General features: G+C 67.9%; 14 protein-coding genes. 10 read left to right on the forward strand and 4 right to left on the reverse strand.

The features are described 5' to 3' along the window. Positions 1-14 precede the first annotated feature (14 nt). Together epsC and FOZ70_RS06920 are read right to left on the reverse strand one after the other, a co-directional pair. The gene (epsC, locus tag FOZ70_RS06915; RefSeq protein ID WP_021157582.1) at positions 15-935 is read right to left on the reverse strand and encodes a serine O-acetyltransferase EpsC; all 921 of its coding nucleotides are present in this window, start codon (positions 933-935) and stop codon (positions 15-17) included. 137 nt (positions 936-1,072) lie between these two features. After that, on the reverse strand, positions 1,073-1,306 hold the full coding sequence (locus tag FOZ70_RS06920; protein ID WP_011356723.1) for a hypothetical protein: 234 nt from the start codon (positions 1,304-1,306) through the stop codon (positions 1,073-1,075). 278 nt (positions 1,307-1,584) lie between these two features. On the opposite strand from FOZ70_RS06920, the gene FOZ70_RS06925 reads away from it, so the two are divergent. From FOZ70_RS06925 to fnr, 3 genes are all read left to right on the forward strand, one after another. Then, positions 1,585-1,995 (forward strand): DUF3005 domain-containing protein, encoded by a 411-nt coding sequence (locus FOZ70_RS06925; protein WP_048021258.1) that lies wholly within the window; start codon positions 1,585-1,587, stop codon positions 1,993-1,995. 583 nt (positions 1,996-2,578) lie between these two features. After that, the gene (locus FOZ70_RS06930; RefSeq protein ID WP_021157579.1) at positions 2,579-3,046 is read left to right on the forward strand and encodes a universal stress protein; all 468 of its coding nucleotides are present in this window, start codon (positions 2,579-2,581) and stop codon (positions 3,044-3,046) included. A gap of 103 nt (positions 3,047-3,149) precedes the next feature. Next, positions 3,150-3,896, forward strand: coding sequence for a fumarate/nitrate reduction transcriptional regulator Fnr (fnr, locus tag FOZ70_RS06935; RefSeq protein ID WP_042973551.1), 747 nt, complete (start codon positions 3,150-3,152; stop codon positions 3,894-3,896). Positions 3,897-3,952: 56 nt separating this feature from the next. On the opposite strand, the gene FOZ70_RS06940 is transcribed toward fnr, so the two are convergent. After that, positions 3,953-4,846, reverse strand: a complete 894-nt coding sequence (locus FOZ70_RS06940) for a LysR family transcriptional regulator ArgP (RefSeq protein ID WP_039344521.1) — start codon at positions 4,844-4,846, stop codon at positions 3,953-3,955. Positions 4,847-4,956: 110 nt separating this feature from the next. Between FOZ70_RS06940 and FOZ70_RS06945 the strand changes: the two genes are divergently transcribed. From FOZ70_RS06945 to FOZ70_RS06965, 5 genes are all read left to right on the forward strand, one after another. After that, positions 4,957-5,577, forward strand: a complete 621-nt coding sequence (locus FOZ70_RS06945; protein WP_021157577.1) for a LysE/ArgO family amino acid transporter — start codon at positions 4,957-4,959, stop codon at positions 5,575-5,577. A 381-nt stretch (positions 5,578-5,958) separates the two neighbouring features. Then, positions 5,959-6,906 carry an aldo/keto reductase gene (locus tag FOZ70_RS06950; RefSeq protein WP_219705293.1) on the forward strand — a complete coding sequence of 316 codons (948 nt, stop codon included), beginning with the start codon at positions 5,959-5,961 and terminating at the stop codon, positions 6,904-6,906. A 252-nt stretch (positions 6,907-7,158) separates the two neighbouring features. After that, entirely contained in the window at positions 7,159-7,899 is a 741-nt protein-coding gene (locus tag FOZ70_RS06955; RefSeq protein ID WP_346656394.1) for a hypothetical protein, read from the forward strand. A gap of 203 nt (positions 7,900-8,102) precedes the next feature. Further along, a complete protein-coding gene (locus FOZ70_RS06960) occupies positions 8,103-9,083 on the forward strand; it encodes a helix-turn-helix domain-containing protein (protein ID WP_219705296.1) in 981 nt (326 codons plus the stop codon). Between the two features lie 145 nt (positions 9,084-9,228). Further along, entirely contained in the window at positions 9,229-10,794 is a 1,566-nt protein-coding gene (locus tag FOZ70_RS06965) for a GMC family oxidoreductase N-terminal domain-containing protein (protein WP_219705297.1), read from the forward strand. Between the two features lie 94 nt (positions 10,795-10,888). Here FOZ70_RS06965 and FOZ70_RS06970 read toward each other — a convergent pair whose 3' ends face one another. Next, entirely contained in the window at positions 10,889-11,869 is a 981-nt protein-coding gene (locus tag FOZ70_RS06970; protein WP_059489722.1) for a helix-turn-helix domain-containing protein, read from the reverse strand. A gap of 184 nt (positions 11,870-12,053) precedes the next feature. On the opposite strand from FOZ70_RS06970, the gene FOZ70_RS06975 reads away from it, so the two are divergent. Continuing rightward, positions 12,054-12,587, forward strand: a complete 534-nt coding sequence (locus FOZ70_RS06975; RefSeq protein WP_021157568.1) for a 2,4'-dihydroxyacetophenone dioxygenase family protein — start codon at positions 12,054-12,056, stop codon at positions 12,585-12,587. A gap of 18 nt (positions 12,588-12,605) precedes the next feature. Beyond that, entirely contained in the window at positions 12,606-13,910 is a 1,305-nt protein-coding gene (locus tag FOZ70_RS06980) for an MFS transporter (RefSeq protein WP_060057851.1), read from the forward strand.

Below are 13,910 nucleotides of genomic sequence, written 5' to 3' on the forward strand. Positions count from 1 at the left end.
GCCCGCGCGCCGCGTTACGGCTTCTCGGTGCTCCCGCCTTCGCGAACCTTGCCCTGCGCGACGCTCGTGCCGGGCGGCACGCTGTGCGTGAGCCACACATTGCCGCCGATCACCGAACCGCGCCCGATCGTCACGCGGCCGAGAATCGTCGCGCCCGCGTAGATCACCACGTCGTCCTCGACGATCGGGTGCCGTGCGTTGCCCTTGACCAGCGCACCGTCGCCATCGGCCGGGAAGCTTTTCGCGCCGAGCGTGACGGCCTGGTACACGCGCACGCGCTCGCCGATGATCGCCGTCTCGCCGATCACGACACCCGTGCCGTGGTCGATGAAGAAACTCGGGCCGATCTGCGCACCCGGGTGGATGTCGATGCCGGTGGCCGAGTGGGCGATTTCATTGATGAAGCGCGCAAGCAGCGGTACGCCAAGCTGGTGCAGCGCGTGCGCGAGCCGGTGGTGCATCATCGCCAGCACGCCGGGGTAGCACAGCAGGATCTCGGTGATGTGCTGCGCGGCCGGATCGCCCGCATAGGCGGCCTGGATATCGCTGACGAGCAGCGCGCGGACCGCCGGCAACTGCCGGCCGAATTCGCGCGCGATCTCGAACGCGCGTTCGTCGAGCTCGGCGAACGGCGTATCGGCATGTTCGGGCAGGAACGGCAGCGCGCGGCGAATCTGTTCGGACAGGATGCGCAGCGTGCTTTCGAGCGTGTGGCCGACGTAGAAATCGACGCTTTCGTCGGTCAGGTCCGGTGCGCCGTAGTGCGTCGGAAACATCGACGCGCGCAGGCCGGTCACAATCTTGCAGATCGCATCGCGTGACGGCAGTTCGCGGATGCCGCGCGGATGGCGCGTGCGATGGAGTTCCTCGCGCGACTCACGCAAGCCGGCGACGATTTCTTCCAGGCCCCACTGACGGGCGGGTGATGTCGACATATATCAATGCAGGCGGCCGCGCTCGGTCGCACGGCCGCTAATAAAGTGACGGGTTCCGCAAGATTACCGCGTTTTGTGCCCGCCAGCGGCACGCCGGGGATCGGCCGGACGGCCGTGGGCACCGAATCGCGGCGACGTCAGATCGTGATGCTGCTGGCGTCGATCCATCGCACGGCCCAGTCGCGCGCGTGCGCGATCGCGTCGCCTTCGTCGTTGAACTGGAGCTCGATCGGGAAAAAGCGGTTCGCAACGAGCTCCCCGTCGCTCGATCGGGAGATCACGACGTAGGGCTTGAATGAACCGTCGCTGGCACGCGCGGGCGCGCAGTTCAACAGATAACCGCGGTGCGTGAAGGCAGTAGTCGCTTGCATGAATCCGCCACCTCTAGTCCCTTGCTTTGTTGTTCACTGCCCGTCTTTAAGGGTGCTGCGGCGCCCCGGCGCGGGCAGAGGCGGCGCGACTCAATCCCCTGTCGCCGCTTCGCAGGAAAAGAATCATACTCTGTAGAAAACGCGTCTTCTAGCTGAAATAAATCACGACAAATCAGTGCGCGTCGCGCGACCGCGGCGATCGCCCGCGCGCCTTTTCCCGTCATGCCCGGAACGGGATTTGCTTCGATCCGGAACGCTTCGCCGCGAGGAGAGCCGCGATGGAATCATCCGGTCAAACCGAGCGCTCGCGCCCACGCAGCATCGAGCTCGACAACGACGACACGCACGACAGCACGGTCGACACCGACGGCAAGAACCGCGAGGCGTCGCGTCTCGCCGGCGGCGGGCCGATCTCGCCCGACCAGATCACGCGCAGCAACGCGTCGCTCGTCAATGCGATGCCGGAAGCCGGCGACGGCTTCGCCGGGTTCGACAGCCGCCCCGGCGGCAACCATCCGGCGTTCGCGCTGCGTGCCGGATACATGGTGATCGAGAAAGGCTTCGACGCGCCGCCGGCGATGAGCGATGCGCCGTTCGGCCCCGTCCACCGGATGTACGGCAGCACGTACTGGCCCGGCCACCAGCGGCGGCCGGAGCGCGTATTCGAGCTGACCGCCGTCCCGAGATAGCCGGCGCGGCGTTTGAATCGATCGTTCGTTTGCCAACCGGTATCGGCCGACAGCCGATGGCCGAGGATCGGCGCACGCGACAGTGCGCCGACCGTGGGCCGTCAACCGCGCGATGCAGAAACGAACGATTCCGCGCGACGGCGCCGGCGGTCTCATGCACGCCGGGAATCGCACCGATGCAGATGCGTTGATCGAGGTCATGTCGAAACGGCGCGATTGCGATTGAATGGCGAGGCGGGCGATGCATCCGCGTGACCGTCGCGCGGTGTCGCCTCGATCGGCGCGCGTGGCGATGCACATGCATGCGCATGTGCCGCGCGCGACAACGCTGCCTGCGCATGCATTTCCACCGACGATGCGGACGACGGCGGGGGCCACGCCGCACGACACGCCTCGCACGTCACTGCATGCACCCTGTGCATGGCGTGCGCCGCGCAATCGGAGGCGGCACCGCCGCGCGGCACGACCGGCACCTCGCTGCAAAGTCCCGGCCATTGGTTTACCCTGCCTCGCAGCATCGCGCATCACCCAGCCCGATCGGCCATTCGGCCGACTTCGTTTCAACCCGCCACTCGGAGACACTATGTACAAGCGTATTCTGGTTGCCGTCGACGGCAGCGACACGTCCCGCCATGCGTTCGATGCCGCGCTGGCGCTCGCGAAATCGCACGGCGCCGAGCTGCAACCGTTCTACGTCGTCGAGAACGCCGCGATCTACTACAACGTGCCCGGCTACGATCCGTCCGTGCTGCGCGACCAGCTCGTCGCGCAGGGCGACGCGCTCGCGAAGGATTTCACGGCGCTGATGCAGGCAGCGGGCGTGAAGGGCGAGACGCGGCGGAGCGAAGCGACGTCGCTCAACGACGTATCGTCGCTGATCCTGGACGGCGCGAAAGCGTTCGGCGCCGATCTGCTGGTGCTCGGCACGCACGGCCGCCGCGGGTTCCGCCGTCTCGTGCTCGGCAGCATCGCCGAGCAATGCGTGCGCCACGCGACGCTGCCCGTGCTGCTGATCCCGGCGGCCGCCAACGCCGACGAGCCGGCCGCGTGAACGGCGTTCGGCATACGCGGCCGGTCGCGACGTTTTGTCACCCGACAGCGGCAAGTTGCGGTGGGACAATGATTCCGTCGATTCAATGCCGGAGTAAACGATCATGCTGACGCCCGTCGCCACACGTCCCGCCGCCACGCCTCATGCCGGTAGCTGGGCGCCTCGCCAGGCCGCCCACTGCTCGACGTGCGCGATGCGGCACCTGTGCATGCCGCAGGGGCTGGCGCCCGAAGCGCTCAGCCGCCTCGAATCGGTCATCTGCGCGGCGCGCCCCGTCAAGCGCGGCGAAGCGCTGTTCCGCGAAGGCGACGCATTCGACAACCTGTACGCGGTGCGCTCGGGTTCGCTGAAAACCGTCGCGACGCGCCACGACGGCCGCGAGCAGGTCACCGGCCTGCATCTCGCCGGCGAAGCGCTCGGCCTCGACGGCATCTGCGACGACACGCATCCGCGCACCGCGGTCGCGCTGGAAGACAGCTCCGTCTGCGTGATTCCGTACAGCGCGCTCAAGGCATTGTGCTCGGAAGCCGGTTCGATGCAGTTGCGCATGCACAAGCTGATGAGCGAACAGATCGTGCGCGAAACGTCGCAAACGATGCTGCTCGGTTCGCTGAATGCCGAAGAGCGCGTCGCCGCGTTCCTGCTCGACGTATCGTCGCGTTACCTGAAGCGCGGCTACTCGCCGTCGGAATTCAACCTGCGGATGACGCGCGAAGACATCGGCAGCTACCTCGGCATGACGCTCGAAACGGTCAGCCGCACGCTGTCGAAATTCCAGAAGCGCGGCCTGATCGAAATGCAGGGCCGCCACGTGCAGATCATCGATTTCGACGGCCTGCACCACGTCTGACGTGATGCCGCACGGCGCGCATCTCGCGCGCCGCGCTACCTGTGTCACGCGATCGGTCAATCGAGGAACAGCGCGGCGCGCGCCTTCAGCGCCGCGCTGAAATCGTCGAGCCAGCCGATCGACAAACGCCAGCTCTGCCAGTAAAGGTCGATATCGATCGTTCGCCCGCGCGACATGTCGACCAGTTCACCCGCCGCCAGTTGGCGATCGACCATCCGGTCCGGACACATCCCCCATCCCAATCCCGTCTCGCATGCGCGCAGATAGCCCGCGACGTGCGGTATCCAGTGCTGCGGCGGATCGAGATCCGCGCGCGTCACGCGCCGGATGAAACGCGCCTGCAACCCGTCCTTCGGATTGAACATCACACACGGCGCGCGACGCAGCGCATCGCGCGTAATGCCCGCGCCGAAGTAGCGTTCGTAAAACGCCGGCGAGCATACCGCGCGATAGCGGATCCGCCCGAGCCGCTCCGACCGGCATCCCTGGATCGGCTCGGCCTGCGCGGTCACGGCGCCCTGCACGCTGCCGTCGCGGATGCGCGACGCCGTGTAATCCTGATCGTCGATCACGAGATCGAGCAACGTTTCGCGCTCCGTGCAGAACGGCCCGACCGCGTCGATGAACCACGTCGCGACGCTGTCGTCGTTGACGGCCACACGCAACGTCGGCCATGCGCTCGCGATCTGGCCCGGCAGTGCTGGCATCCGCCCGCCCAGCTCGGCCTCGAGCAGCTGCACGCGCTCGGTGTGACGGCACAGCAGCGCACCCGACGTCGTCGCGACGCACGGTTGCCCGCGCTTGACGAGCACGCTGCCGACCCGCTCCTCCAGCAATTTCACGCGCTGCGACACGGCCGACGGCGTGACATTCAGCTCCTTGGCCGCACGCTCGAACGAACCGTGCCGGATCACCGCCGCGAGGGCATCGAGCAACGCGTAGTCGAGCATTAGATTTCCTTAATCTGCATTAGGTGATTTAGCTTCTCTTATTTTCATGCTGACCGCAGACTAGCGCTACCCGATTCATCCGTCTACTGCTTCTCCTGCTGTCATCCATCATGAACTGGCTCGCTTTTTCCCACGGCGCCGCGCTCTGCGGGTCGCTCATCGTCACCATCGGCGCGCAGAACGCATTCGTGCTGCGGCAGGGCATCATGCGCTCGCATGTCGGCAAGATCGTGCTGCTGTGCGCACTGTCCGACATGATCCTGATCGGCGCAGGCGTCGGCGGCGCATCGGCGCTCGTCGAACGCTATCCGACCTTCGTCCATGCGGTGCTGTATGTGGGCCTCGCCTATCTCGCGTGGTTCGGCATCAACGCGCTGCGCCGCGCGTTCAAGCCGGGCCACGAAACACTCGACGTGCGCGGCGATGCGGTCGCCCCGCCGCCGCAGAGCGGCCTCGCGATCGTGCTGATGACGCTCGCGTTCACGTGGCTCAACCCGCACGTGTATCTCGACACGTTCCTGCTGATCGGCACGGCCGGCGCGCGTGAACCGGAAGGCGCGCGGCTCGCGTTCGCGATCGGCGCGATGTCGGTCAGCGTCGTGTGGTTCCTCGGGCTCGGCTATGGCGCGCGATTGCTCGCGCCGTGGTTCCGCAAGGCCGTTGCGTGGCGCGTGCTGGACGGCGCGATCGGCAGCATGGTGCTGTTTCTCGCGGCCGTGCAGTTGCGTTGACCGGCTCACCGACGCACGGGCGGCCGCTTGTCGCCCGTCTTCCCGCCCGCGCCGGCGCAACGCCGGCACATCCGCCTTCGCGCCCTCCCGCCCGCGCCACCCACACGCCGTTGCGCATCCCACTGCGCCAGCAGCAACAAAAATCGGTTCTCGATCGAACGCAGCCATACAAAGCGCTCACGAAGCGGACGAGGTGTTCGTCATGCACGTCAAGCCGTCCGTCATCACGACGGCGCGCCGCCTGCACGAATCGGAGCGATCGGCGAGAATGTCCGGCGCCCCGCGACAACGGCGTGACCGCACGCACCCGTCGTCTCGCGGTGATCGATTCGGCCCATCCCGCAGTTCAATTCCGTCATCCCGCAGAAATCGGAGCAGAACATGGCACACCGCCCCCTCGGCACATCGAACATCCAGGTTTCGCCGCTCGCATTCGGCGGCAACGTCTTCGGCTGGACCGTCGACGAAAACGCATCGTTTGCGCTGCTCGACGCGCTCGCCGACACCGGCATCAACTTCATCGACACGGCCGACGTCTATTCGGCCTGGGTTCCCGGCAACCACGGCGGCGAATCGGAAACGATCATCGGCAAGTGGCTGAAGCGCTCGGGCAAGCGCGAGCAGGTCGTGATCGCGACCAAGGTCGGCCTGCTCGCCGCGCGCGCGGGGCTGTCGAAAGGCAACATCCTGAAAGCCGTCGACGATTCGCTGCGCCGCCTGCAGACCGACTACATCGACCTGTATTTCTCGCACCGCGATCTCGCCGACACGGCCCCGCTCGAAGAAACGCTCGGCGCGTATCAGACGCTGATCGATGCGGGCAAGGTGCGGATCATCGGCGCGTCGAACTACAGCGGCGCACGCCTGCGCGAAGCCGCCGCGATCAGCGCGCGCGACGGGCTGCCCGCGTACCAGGTCATCCAGCCCGAATACAACCTGCTCGACCGCGCCGACTACGAACGCGATCTCGAGCCGGTCGTGCGCGACCTGAAACTCGGCGTCGTCAACTACTACGCGCTCGCGAGCGGATTCCTGTCGGGCAAGTACCGCAGCGAGGCCGACCTGAAGAAGAGCGTGCGCGGCGACCGCGTCGCCGGCTACCTGAATGAACGCGGGCTACGCATCCTCGCGGCACTCGATGCGGTGGCGGCGAAACACGGCACGCAGCCGGCCGCGATCGCGCTCGCCTGGCAGATCGCGCGGCCGACGATCACCGCACCGATCGCGAGCGCGACGTCGCTGGCGCAGCTGGAATCGCTCGGCGACGCGATCCGCGTCACGCTCGATCAGGACGACATCCGCCGGATCGACGAGGCCAGCGCGCCCTGAAGTCATCGGCAGCGGGCCGGCCGACCGGATCGCGCGGCCCGCGCGGTTCCGCGACCGGCCCGTGTCGTGTGCGCGCCCTTGTCACCGCATGCGTGGAGGCGGGGCATTCGGGTGGGGCGGATGGATACAATGGCGGCGCACGGCTCGACACGGCCGGACCGATATCCGTGACGCCCGGCCCCACACCTCGCACAAAAAACGCCCATGCCCCGGAACACCCACCGCGCCCGCTACGCCTCCCCGTTCGCCGCCATGCTCGCCGTGCCGTTCGCCTGCGCGCCGGCCGCGTCTTACGCGGGCTGGTACGAAATCGCGAACTACACCGGCACGATCGGCAACGCGCAGGTACACGTGTCGCTGCAGACTTACGACGCGATCAACCACAACGACGCGGGCCGCTGGCGCGTCGACGGCAGCTATTACTACGACGCGCATCGCAAGCCCATCCCGTTGCAGGGCCGCCGTGAGCCCGATGGTCGCATGACGCTGTGCGAAGCATCGCCGCCGGCATCGAACGCCGACTCGCCGGTCGTACCGGCCGCCTCGCCGTCACGGCCGAAGCCCTGCCCGATCGCGCTGAACGTCACCGGGAAAACGGCAACCGGCACGTGGGACGACGGCCGCAAGACGCTGCCGATCACGCTGGACGAAGTCGGCCGGCTGAACGACACCGACGACCAGCACCCGCAGTTGGACGGCAACGTCGATATCCCGATGTGGTATCGCACGAAGACGCACATGCTGGTCGGCGTCTACGCGCTGTCCGACAAGTGCGGCGTGGCGATGCAGTCGCTGCGGGCCGTGAACATCGCGACGGGCCGCGTCGACCGCACGATCGCGCTCGACTGCGACGCGGGGATGGTGATGACGTCGATCTACGCGAACGTCACCGACGCGCGGCGGGCCGGCCACGTGAGCGTCGAGTACCGCGGCGGCAAGATGGGCTACGAGCAGGACGTGTCGCTCGGGCTGCCGTCGTCTTCGTCGAAGTAAGCCGGCCACGCTTAGCCCAAAGCCGCATCCGTGTCTTGACTCGCACGGCCGCTTTCGTTGATCCGAACGGACATCGATCGCGCAATCGCCCGCCGCGCCCCGCTGCAAGCGCGTCACGCGCGTGCCCCGGGTCTTTCACGGATTGACCACGCGCTCCGGCGTGCCCGAGACTGCGCCGCTCAGGCGGTCATCGGGAGAACGTCATGCCGGACACCAGCACGGAGATCGCGACGATCTCGACGCGCGCCGTGCGCGGCCACGAACGCGTCGACTTCTGGGTCGACCATGTCGCTCGCACGCTCGTGCGGATCGAATGCAGCGGCAAGTCGTCCGAAGGGATCGATGCGTCGCTGCGCAAGCGCGATCTCGGGCTGTTCCGCGCGTGCGACATCGTCGCGAACCGGCACGCGGTCGTGCGCACGTCGCACAACATCCACGCGGACCAGCGCGATGCCGTGTTCATCTGCCTGATGCACGCAGGGCAAGGCTATACGTTCCAGGACGTCGACTGCATGCAGCACGGGCCCGGCGACCTCGTGCTCTACGACACGTCGATGCCGTACGGGCACGGTTTTCCCGCCGACATGGCGATGACCGTGCTCGACGTGCCGCGCGACGTGTTCGAGGCGCGCGTCGGCCCGTGGCGCTACCGCAGCCTCGTCAAGATCGACCGTGACGACGGCGTCGCATCGTGGGCCGTGCGGCAGGTGTATGCACTGCTCGCCACGCCGCAGGAGCCGACGCCCGGTGCGCGCGAACGGCGCGCCGCCACGATCCTCGATCTCGTGCAGTCGATGCTGCGGCTGCGCGACGGCGACGCGTCGCCGACCAGGTCGACCGTCCACACGCTGTCGCGCGCAAAAGCGTTCATCGACAGCCATCTCGCCGACGACGATCTCGACAGCCGGTCGGTGAGCCGCGCGATCAACCTGTCGCCGCGCCAGCTCTCGCGCGTCTTCGAGATCGAAGGAACGCCGCTCACGCGCTACATCCTTGCGCGGCGGCTCGAACGCTGCCGCGCCGACTTGCGCGACCGGTCGCTGAAGCACCTGACGGTCAGCGAAATCGCGTTCCGCTGGGGCTTCAACAACAGCGCGCACTTCAGCCGCAGCTATCGCGCGCGCTTCGGCGAGACGCCGAGCGAGTCGCGCGCGTCGGCGACGGCGCCGGCCGACGCGCGCTAGCCCGCCACCGTCCACCCGCCGCCGTGTCCCGGCGAGGCAAACACCCCGTCCGTCCCGGTCAAACGGGGCCGCATGGCGGTCGCTAAGCTGGCTTCCTGCGCGGCGGCACTCGTTTCGCCGCCCGACAACAAGGAGAAGAAGCGGGATGGAGACGTACGACCATATCGTCGTCGGCGGCGGCTCGGCCGGCTGCACGGTCGCGCACCGGCTGGTGAAGGCCGGCAGGCGCGTGCTGCTGCTCGAGGACGGCCCGAAGGACGACAGCCTGTTCATCCGGATACCGGCGACGTTCATCCGCGTACTCGGCACGCGCCGCACGGTCACGTTCGAGAGCGAGCCGCAAGCCGGTGCGGCGGGCCGCAAGACCTACGTGCCGCAGGGCCGCACGCTCGGGGGCGGCAGTTCGGTCAACGCGATGCTGTACGTGCGCGGCACGCGCGACGACTACGACGACTGGGCCGCGCTCGGCTGCACGGGCTGGGGCTGGGACGACGTGCTGCCCGTGTTCAGGCGCGCCGAATCGCACCTGCGGCTCTCCGAGCCGTTTCACGGCACCGACGGGCCGCTGAAGGTCGGCGACACGCGCTTCAGGCATCCGCTGAGCCTCGCGTTCGTGAAAGCCGCGCAGGAAACCGGCATCGCCTACAACGACGATTTCAACGGCGCCGCGCAACATGGCGTCGGGTTCTACCACACGACGATCTTCGACGGCCGGCGCGGCAGTACCGCGGCCACCTATCTCGCCGACGCGCTGCGGCATCCGAACCTGCGCGTGCTGACCGGCTGCCGCGCGACGCGCATCCTGTTCGACGGTCGGCGTGCGACCGGCGTCGAATGGCTGACGGCAAGCGGCGCGACGGGTTCGGCCGCCGCGCGCGCCGACGTCGTGCTCGCAGCCGGTGCGCTTAGCACACCGAAGCTGCTGATGCTGTCGGGCATCGGGCCCGGCGCGCACCTGCACGCGCACGGCATCGACGTGCGGCACGACAGCCGCGACGTCGGCGCGAATTACCAGGATCATCTCGAAGTCTCGATCTACGGCCGCAGCCACGCGCCCGTGAGCCTGCTGGGCGAGGATCGCGGGCTGAAGGCATTGCGGCACGGGCTGCAGTGGATGCTGTGTCGCACGGGCCTGCTGACGTCGAACGTCGTCGAATCCGGCGCGTTCGTCGACACGACCGGCAGCGGCCGCCCGGACATCCAGTTCCACGTGCTGCCGACGCTCGTCGGCGACGTCGATCGCGAGCCGTTGCCCGGCCACGGCCTGTCGATCAACCCGTGCCTGCTCAGGCCGCGCTCGCGCGGCTCGGTGCAACTGCGCGGCAACGATCCGGCCGCGCCGATCCTGTTCGACAGCGGCGCGCTGTCCGACCCGGCCGATGTCGACGGTCTCGTGCGCGGCGTCGCGCTCGCGCGGCGGATCATCCGCGCGCCGTCGCTCGCGCGCATCGTGCGCGAAGCCGAGACGCTGACCGAGTCGGCACTCGCCGACTACGTGCGGCGCCGCGCGAAAACCGTCTATCACCCGGCCGGCACCTGCCGCATGGGCAACGACGAACACGCGGTCGTGACGCCGCGCCTCTCGGTGCAGGGCGTCGACGGCTTGCGGATCTGCGATGCGTCGGTGATGCCGCGGATCGTGTCCGGCAACACGAACGCGCCGACGATCATGATCGCGGAGCGCTGCGCCGAATTCATGCTGGCGGAATGACGCGGCGCGGCGCATCTGCGCCGTCGTTCACTGCACGAAAAAAAAGCGGCGCATGGGACACGCGCCGCCGCTCCATCCGCATCGACCGCCGGTATCAGCGGCCGGCCGCGTGCGCCGCATCGCGCAACGCCATCGGCGACGCGCCGTAGCGCTCGCGAATCGCCCGGCTGAAGTGCGCCTGGCTCGAGAAACCCCAGCGAAACGCGATCTCGCCGATGCTCGTCTTGCGCAGCCGCGCATCGGTCAGCTCGCGATGCGCGTGCGCCAGCCGCTCCGACCAGATGTGCTGCGTGATCGACTCGCCTTCGGCCGCAAAGAGCCGGCTCAGATGGCGCAACGACAGCCCGACCGCGTCGGCAACCGCCTGCGGCCCGAGCTCCGGGTCGCCCAGGTGCGTCGCGACGTACTGCTTCGCGGTCAGCAGGTACGACAACGACGCGCGCGACGCGCCCGCGCCGTTCACTTCCGCATCGACGAGTTCCGCGATCAGCGTGCGCGTGTGCTCGGCGAATCGCGCGGCATCGCGCTCGAGCGGGTCCTTCATGAACCGCTCGACGCTCGCGCGCAACGTCGCGCCGAGCATCGCGCCCGCGCCCGGCTTCGGCGCGATCCGCAGCGGCAGCGCCGCCAGTTCCGCGTCGAGCCGGTCGTCGAGCGTCGTGACCGGGATATCGATCAGCAACTGCCGCATCGGTGTCAGGAATCCGAACAGATAAGGCACACGCGTGTCGTAGACGACGACATCGCCGGCTTCCGCGAGCAGGCACCGGTCGTGCTGGATGAAATACGCACGCCCGCTCAGGATCTGGCACGCGAACAACGACTCCTTCGGCAACTGGCGCACCAGCGCGGGGCTGCGTTCGATCACGTGATCCTGGCCGCTGATGTCGGCGATGCCGAGGCCCGGCAGCGCGATGTCGGTCTTCTCGACCTCGAGCCCGGCCGGCGACAGCGACGAGCAGCGCAGGCCGACCAGCGTCTCCGCATTGAACGCGTCCCAGTACGCCATCCGGTCGCGCACCGGCACGTCGGCCGTCGAGCCTCGCGTGCGTGAAAAAACGGTCGAATTCGTCACGTCGCCTCCTGCTGGCGCCCGTCGTGCGGAGCGCCATGCATTGCGAAATTGGGGGATGGATCGTTTAAACGTCGTGCGGTGCGATGTCCGGCCCGATCAAGCAATTCGTCCAGCCCAGTCAAGAGCGGCGCGCACCTGCTGGCTAAAGTCGAGCCCACGACACTCATACACAAGGAGACGAACCGTGGTCGACCAAGCCGTAGCCGAATTCTGGCAAAACATCCCGCCGATTGCCAATCCGTTCAAGCCCGATGCGCTTCCGGAAGCCTACATCGCGAACGCGGCCACCGACGACGAGCGTTATTACGTTCCGTTCACCGAAACGGTTTCGTCGCGGCCGCTGTGGATCTCGCCGTCGCAGAACAAATGGTGCGACATCCTGATGGCGAAGGAAGCCGGGCTCGTGAACCGGCACTATCACCCGCACGAGGTGTTCGCTTACACGCTGTCGGGCAAGTGGGGTTACCTGGAGCACGAATGGACCGCGACGCGCGGCGATTTCGTATACGAGACGCCGGGCGAGGGCCACACGCTCGTCGCATTCGATCACCCCGAGCCGATGCGCGCGTTCTTCATCGTCAAGGGGCCGCTGATCTGGCTCGACGACGAAGGCCAACCCGACGGCTACTTCGACGTGCACTCGTACATCGCGATGTGCAAGGCGCACTACGAGAAGGTCGGCCTCGGCGCGCAAGCGATCGAGAAGCTGTTCCGCTGACGCGCGGCGAGGCTCACCATGACATCCCCCTCCTCCTCCCGGCCCGCCTGGACGTACGAGAACAGGCTGCTGCTGATCCTGTTCATGACGTTCGGCTTCGTGTTCTTCGACCGCCTCGCGCTGTCGTTCCTGTTCCCGTTCATGTCCGCCGAGCTGCACCTGACGAATGCGCAGCTCGGCATGGTGTCGTCCGCGCTCGCGCTCACGTGGGCGCTGTCGGGCGCCGCGACCGGCGCGTGGTCCGACGCGCGCGGCACCCGCAAGCCGCTGCTGATCGCCGCCGTGATCGGCTTTTCCGTGTGCTCGGCGCTGTCGGGGCTCGTCGGCGGTTTCGCGAGCCTGATCGCGTTCCGTGCGCTGATGGGCATCGCCGAAGGCCCGGTGCTGCCGCTCTCGCAGTCGCTGATGGTCGAGAGTTCGACGCCGAGCCGCCGCGGGCTGAACATGGGCCTGCTGCAAGGCTCCGCCGCCGGCCTGCTCGGCGCGATGATCGGCCCGCCGGTCGTGATCGGCATCGCGACTGCGCACGGCTGGCGCCACGCGTTCTTCGTATCGTGCATTCCCGGCTTCCTGATCGCGTTCTGCATCTGGCGCTGGGTGCGCGAGGTGCCGCCCGGCGGCGCACGGCATGCGCAGGCCGACACCGTCGGCGCACCGGCCGCGGGAGGCGCGGCGATCAGCCGCTGGGCGCTGCTGAAGGAACGCAACATCCTGCTTTGCGTGCTGATCAGCTGCTTCTTCCTCACGTGGTTCGTCGTGATCATCTCGTTCGCGCCGGTGTTCCTCGTCGACAGCCGCCACCTGTCCCCAGCCGACATGGGCGTCGTGATGACCTGCCTCGGCGCCGCGTGGGTGTTCTGGGGTTTCGCGGTGCCCGCGATCTCCGACCGGATCGGCCGCAAGCCGACGATGGTCGTGTTCGCGCTGATCGCCGCCGCGTGCCCCGTCGCGATGATTCACGCGAATTCGCTGTGGGCGCTCTGCACGCTCGTGCTCGCGACCTACACGGGCCTCGGCTGTTTCACGCTGTTCATGGCGACGATCCCGGCGGAAACGGTGCCGCCGCGCGCGATCGCCAGCGCGCTCGGGCTGATCATGGGCGCCGGCGAGCTGATCGGCGGCTTCGTCGCGCCGACCGTCGCCGGCTTCGCCGCGGACAAGTACGGCCTGCAGTTCGCGATGTGGACGTCGGCCACCGGCGCGATCCTCGCGTGCGTGCTGTCGTTCGGCCTCGTCGAAACCGCGCCCGCCGTGCTGCGCAAGCGCGCGCTTGCCGGCACGGCCGCGAACCGTCTCGATACACAGAACCTCGGAGGACGCTGA

The organism is Burkholderia sp. COPS, assembly GCF_019425585.1.
In the GTDB taxonomy this organism is placed as follows: Bacteria; Pseudomonadota; Gammaproteobacteria; order Burkholderiales; family Burkholderiaceae; genus Burkholderia; species Burkholderia cepacia.

Coding starts and splice junctions, on each gene's coding strand:
- FOZ70_RS06960 (WP_219705296.1), top strand. CDS start 8,103: ATGCCGGACACCAGCACGGAGATCGCGACGATCTCGACGCGCGCCGTG.
- FOZ70_RS06950 (WP_219705293.1), top strand. CDS start 5,959: ATGGCACACCGCCCCCTCGGCACATCGAACATCCAGGTTTCGCCGCTC.
- epsC (WP_021157582.1), bottom strand. CDS start 935: ATGTCGACATCACCCGCCCGTCAGTGGGGCCTGGAAGAAATCGTCGCC.
- FOZ70_RS06925 (WP_048021258.1), top strand. CDS start 1,585: ATGGAATCATCCGGTCAAACCGAGCGCTCGCGCCCACGCAGCATCGAG.
- FOZ70_RS06945 (WP_021157577.1), top strand. CDS start 4,957: ATGAACTGGCTCGCTTTTTCCCACGGCGCCGCGCTCTGCGGGTCGCTC.
- FOZ70_RS06965 (WP_219705297.1), top strand. CDS start 9,229: ATGGAGACGTACGACCATATCGTCGTCGGCGGCGGCTCGGCCGGCTGC.
- FOZ70_RS06930 (WP_021157579.1), top strand. CDS start 2,579: ATGTACAAGCGTATTCTGGTTGCCGTCGACGGCAGCGACACGTCCCGC.
- FOZ70_RS06940 (WP_039344521.1), bottom strand. CDS start 4,846: ATGCTCGACTACGCGTTGCTCGATGCCCTCGCGGCGGTGATCCGGCAC.
- FOZ70_RS06955 (WP_346656394.1), top strand. CDS start 7,159: ATGCTCGCCGTGCCGTTCGCCTGCGCGCCGGCCGCGTCTTACGCGGGC.
- FOZ70_RS06980 (WP_060057851.1), top strand. CDS start 12,606: ATGACATCCCCCTCCTCCTCCCGGCCCGCCTGGACGTACGAGAACAGG.
- FOZ70_RS06920 (WP_011356723.1), bottom strand. CDS start 1,306: ATGCAAGCGACTACTGCCTTCACGCACCGCGGTTATCTGTTGAACTGC.
- fnr (WP_042973551.1), top strand. CDS start 3,150: ATGCTGACGCCCGTCGCCACACGTCCCGCCGCCACGCCTCATGCCGGT.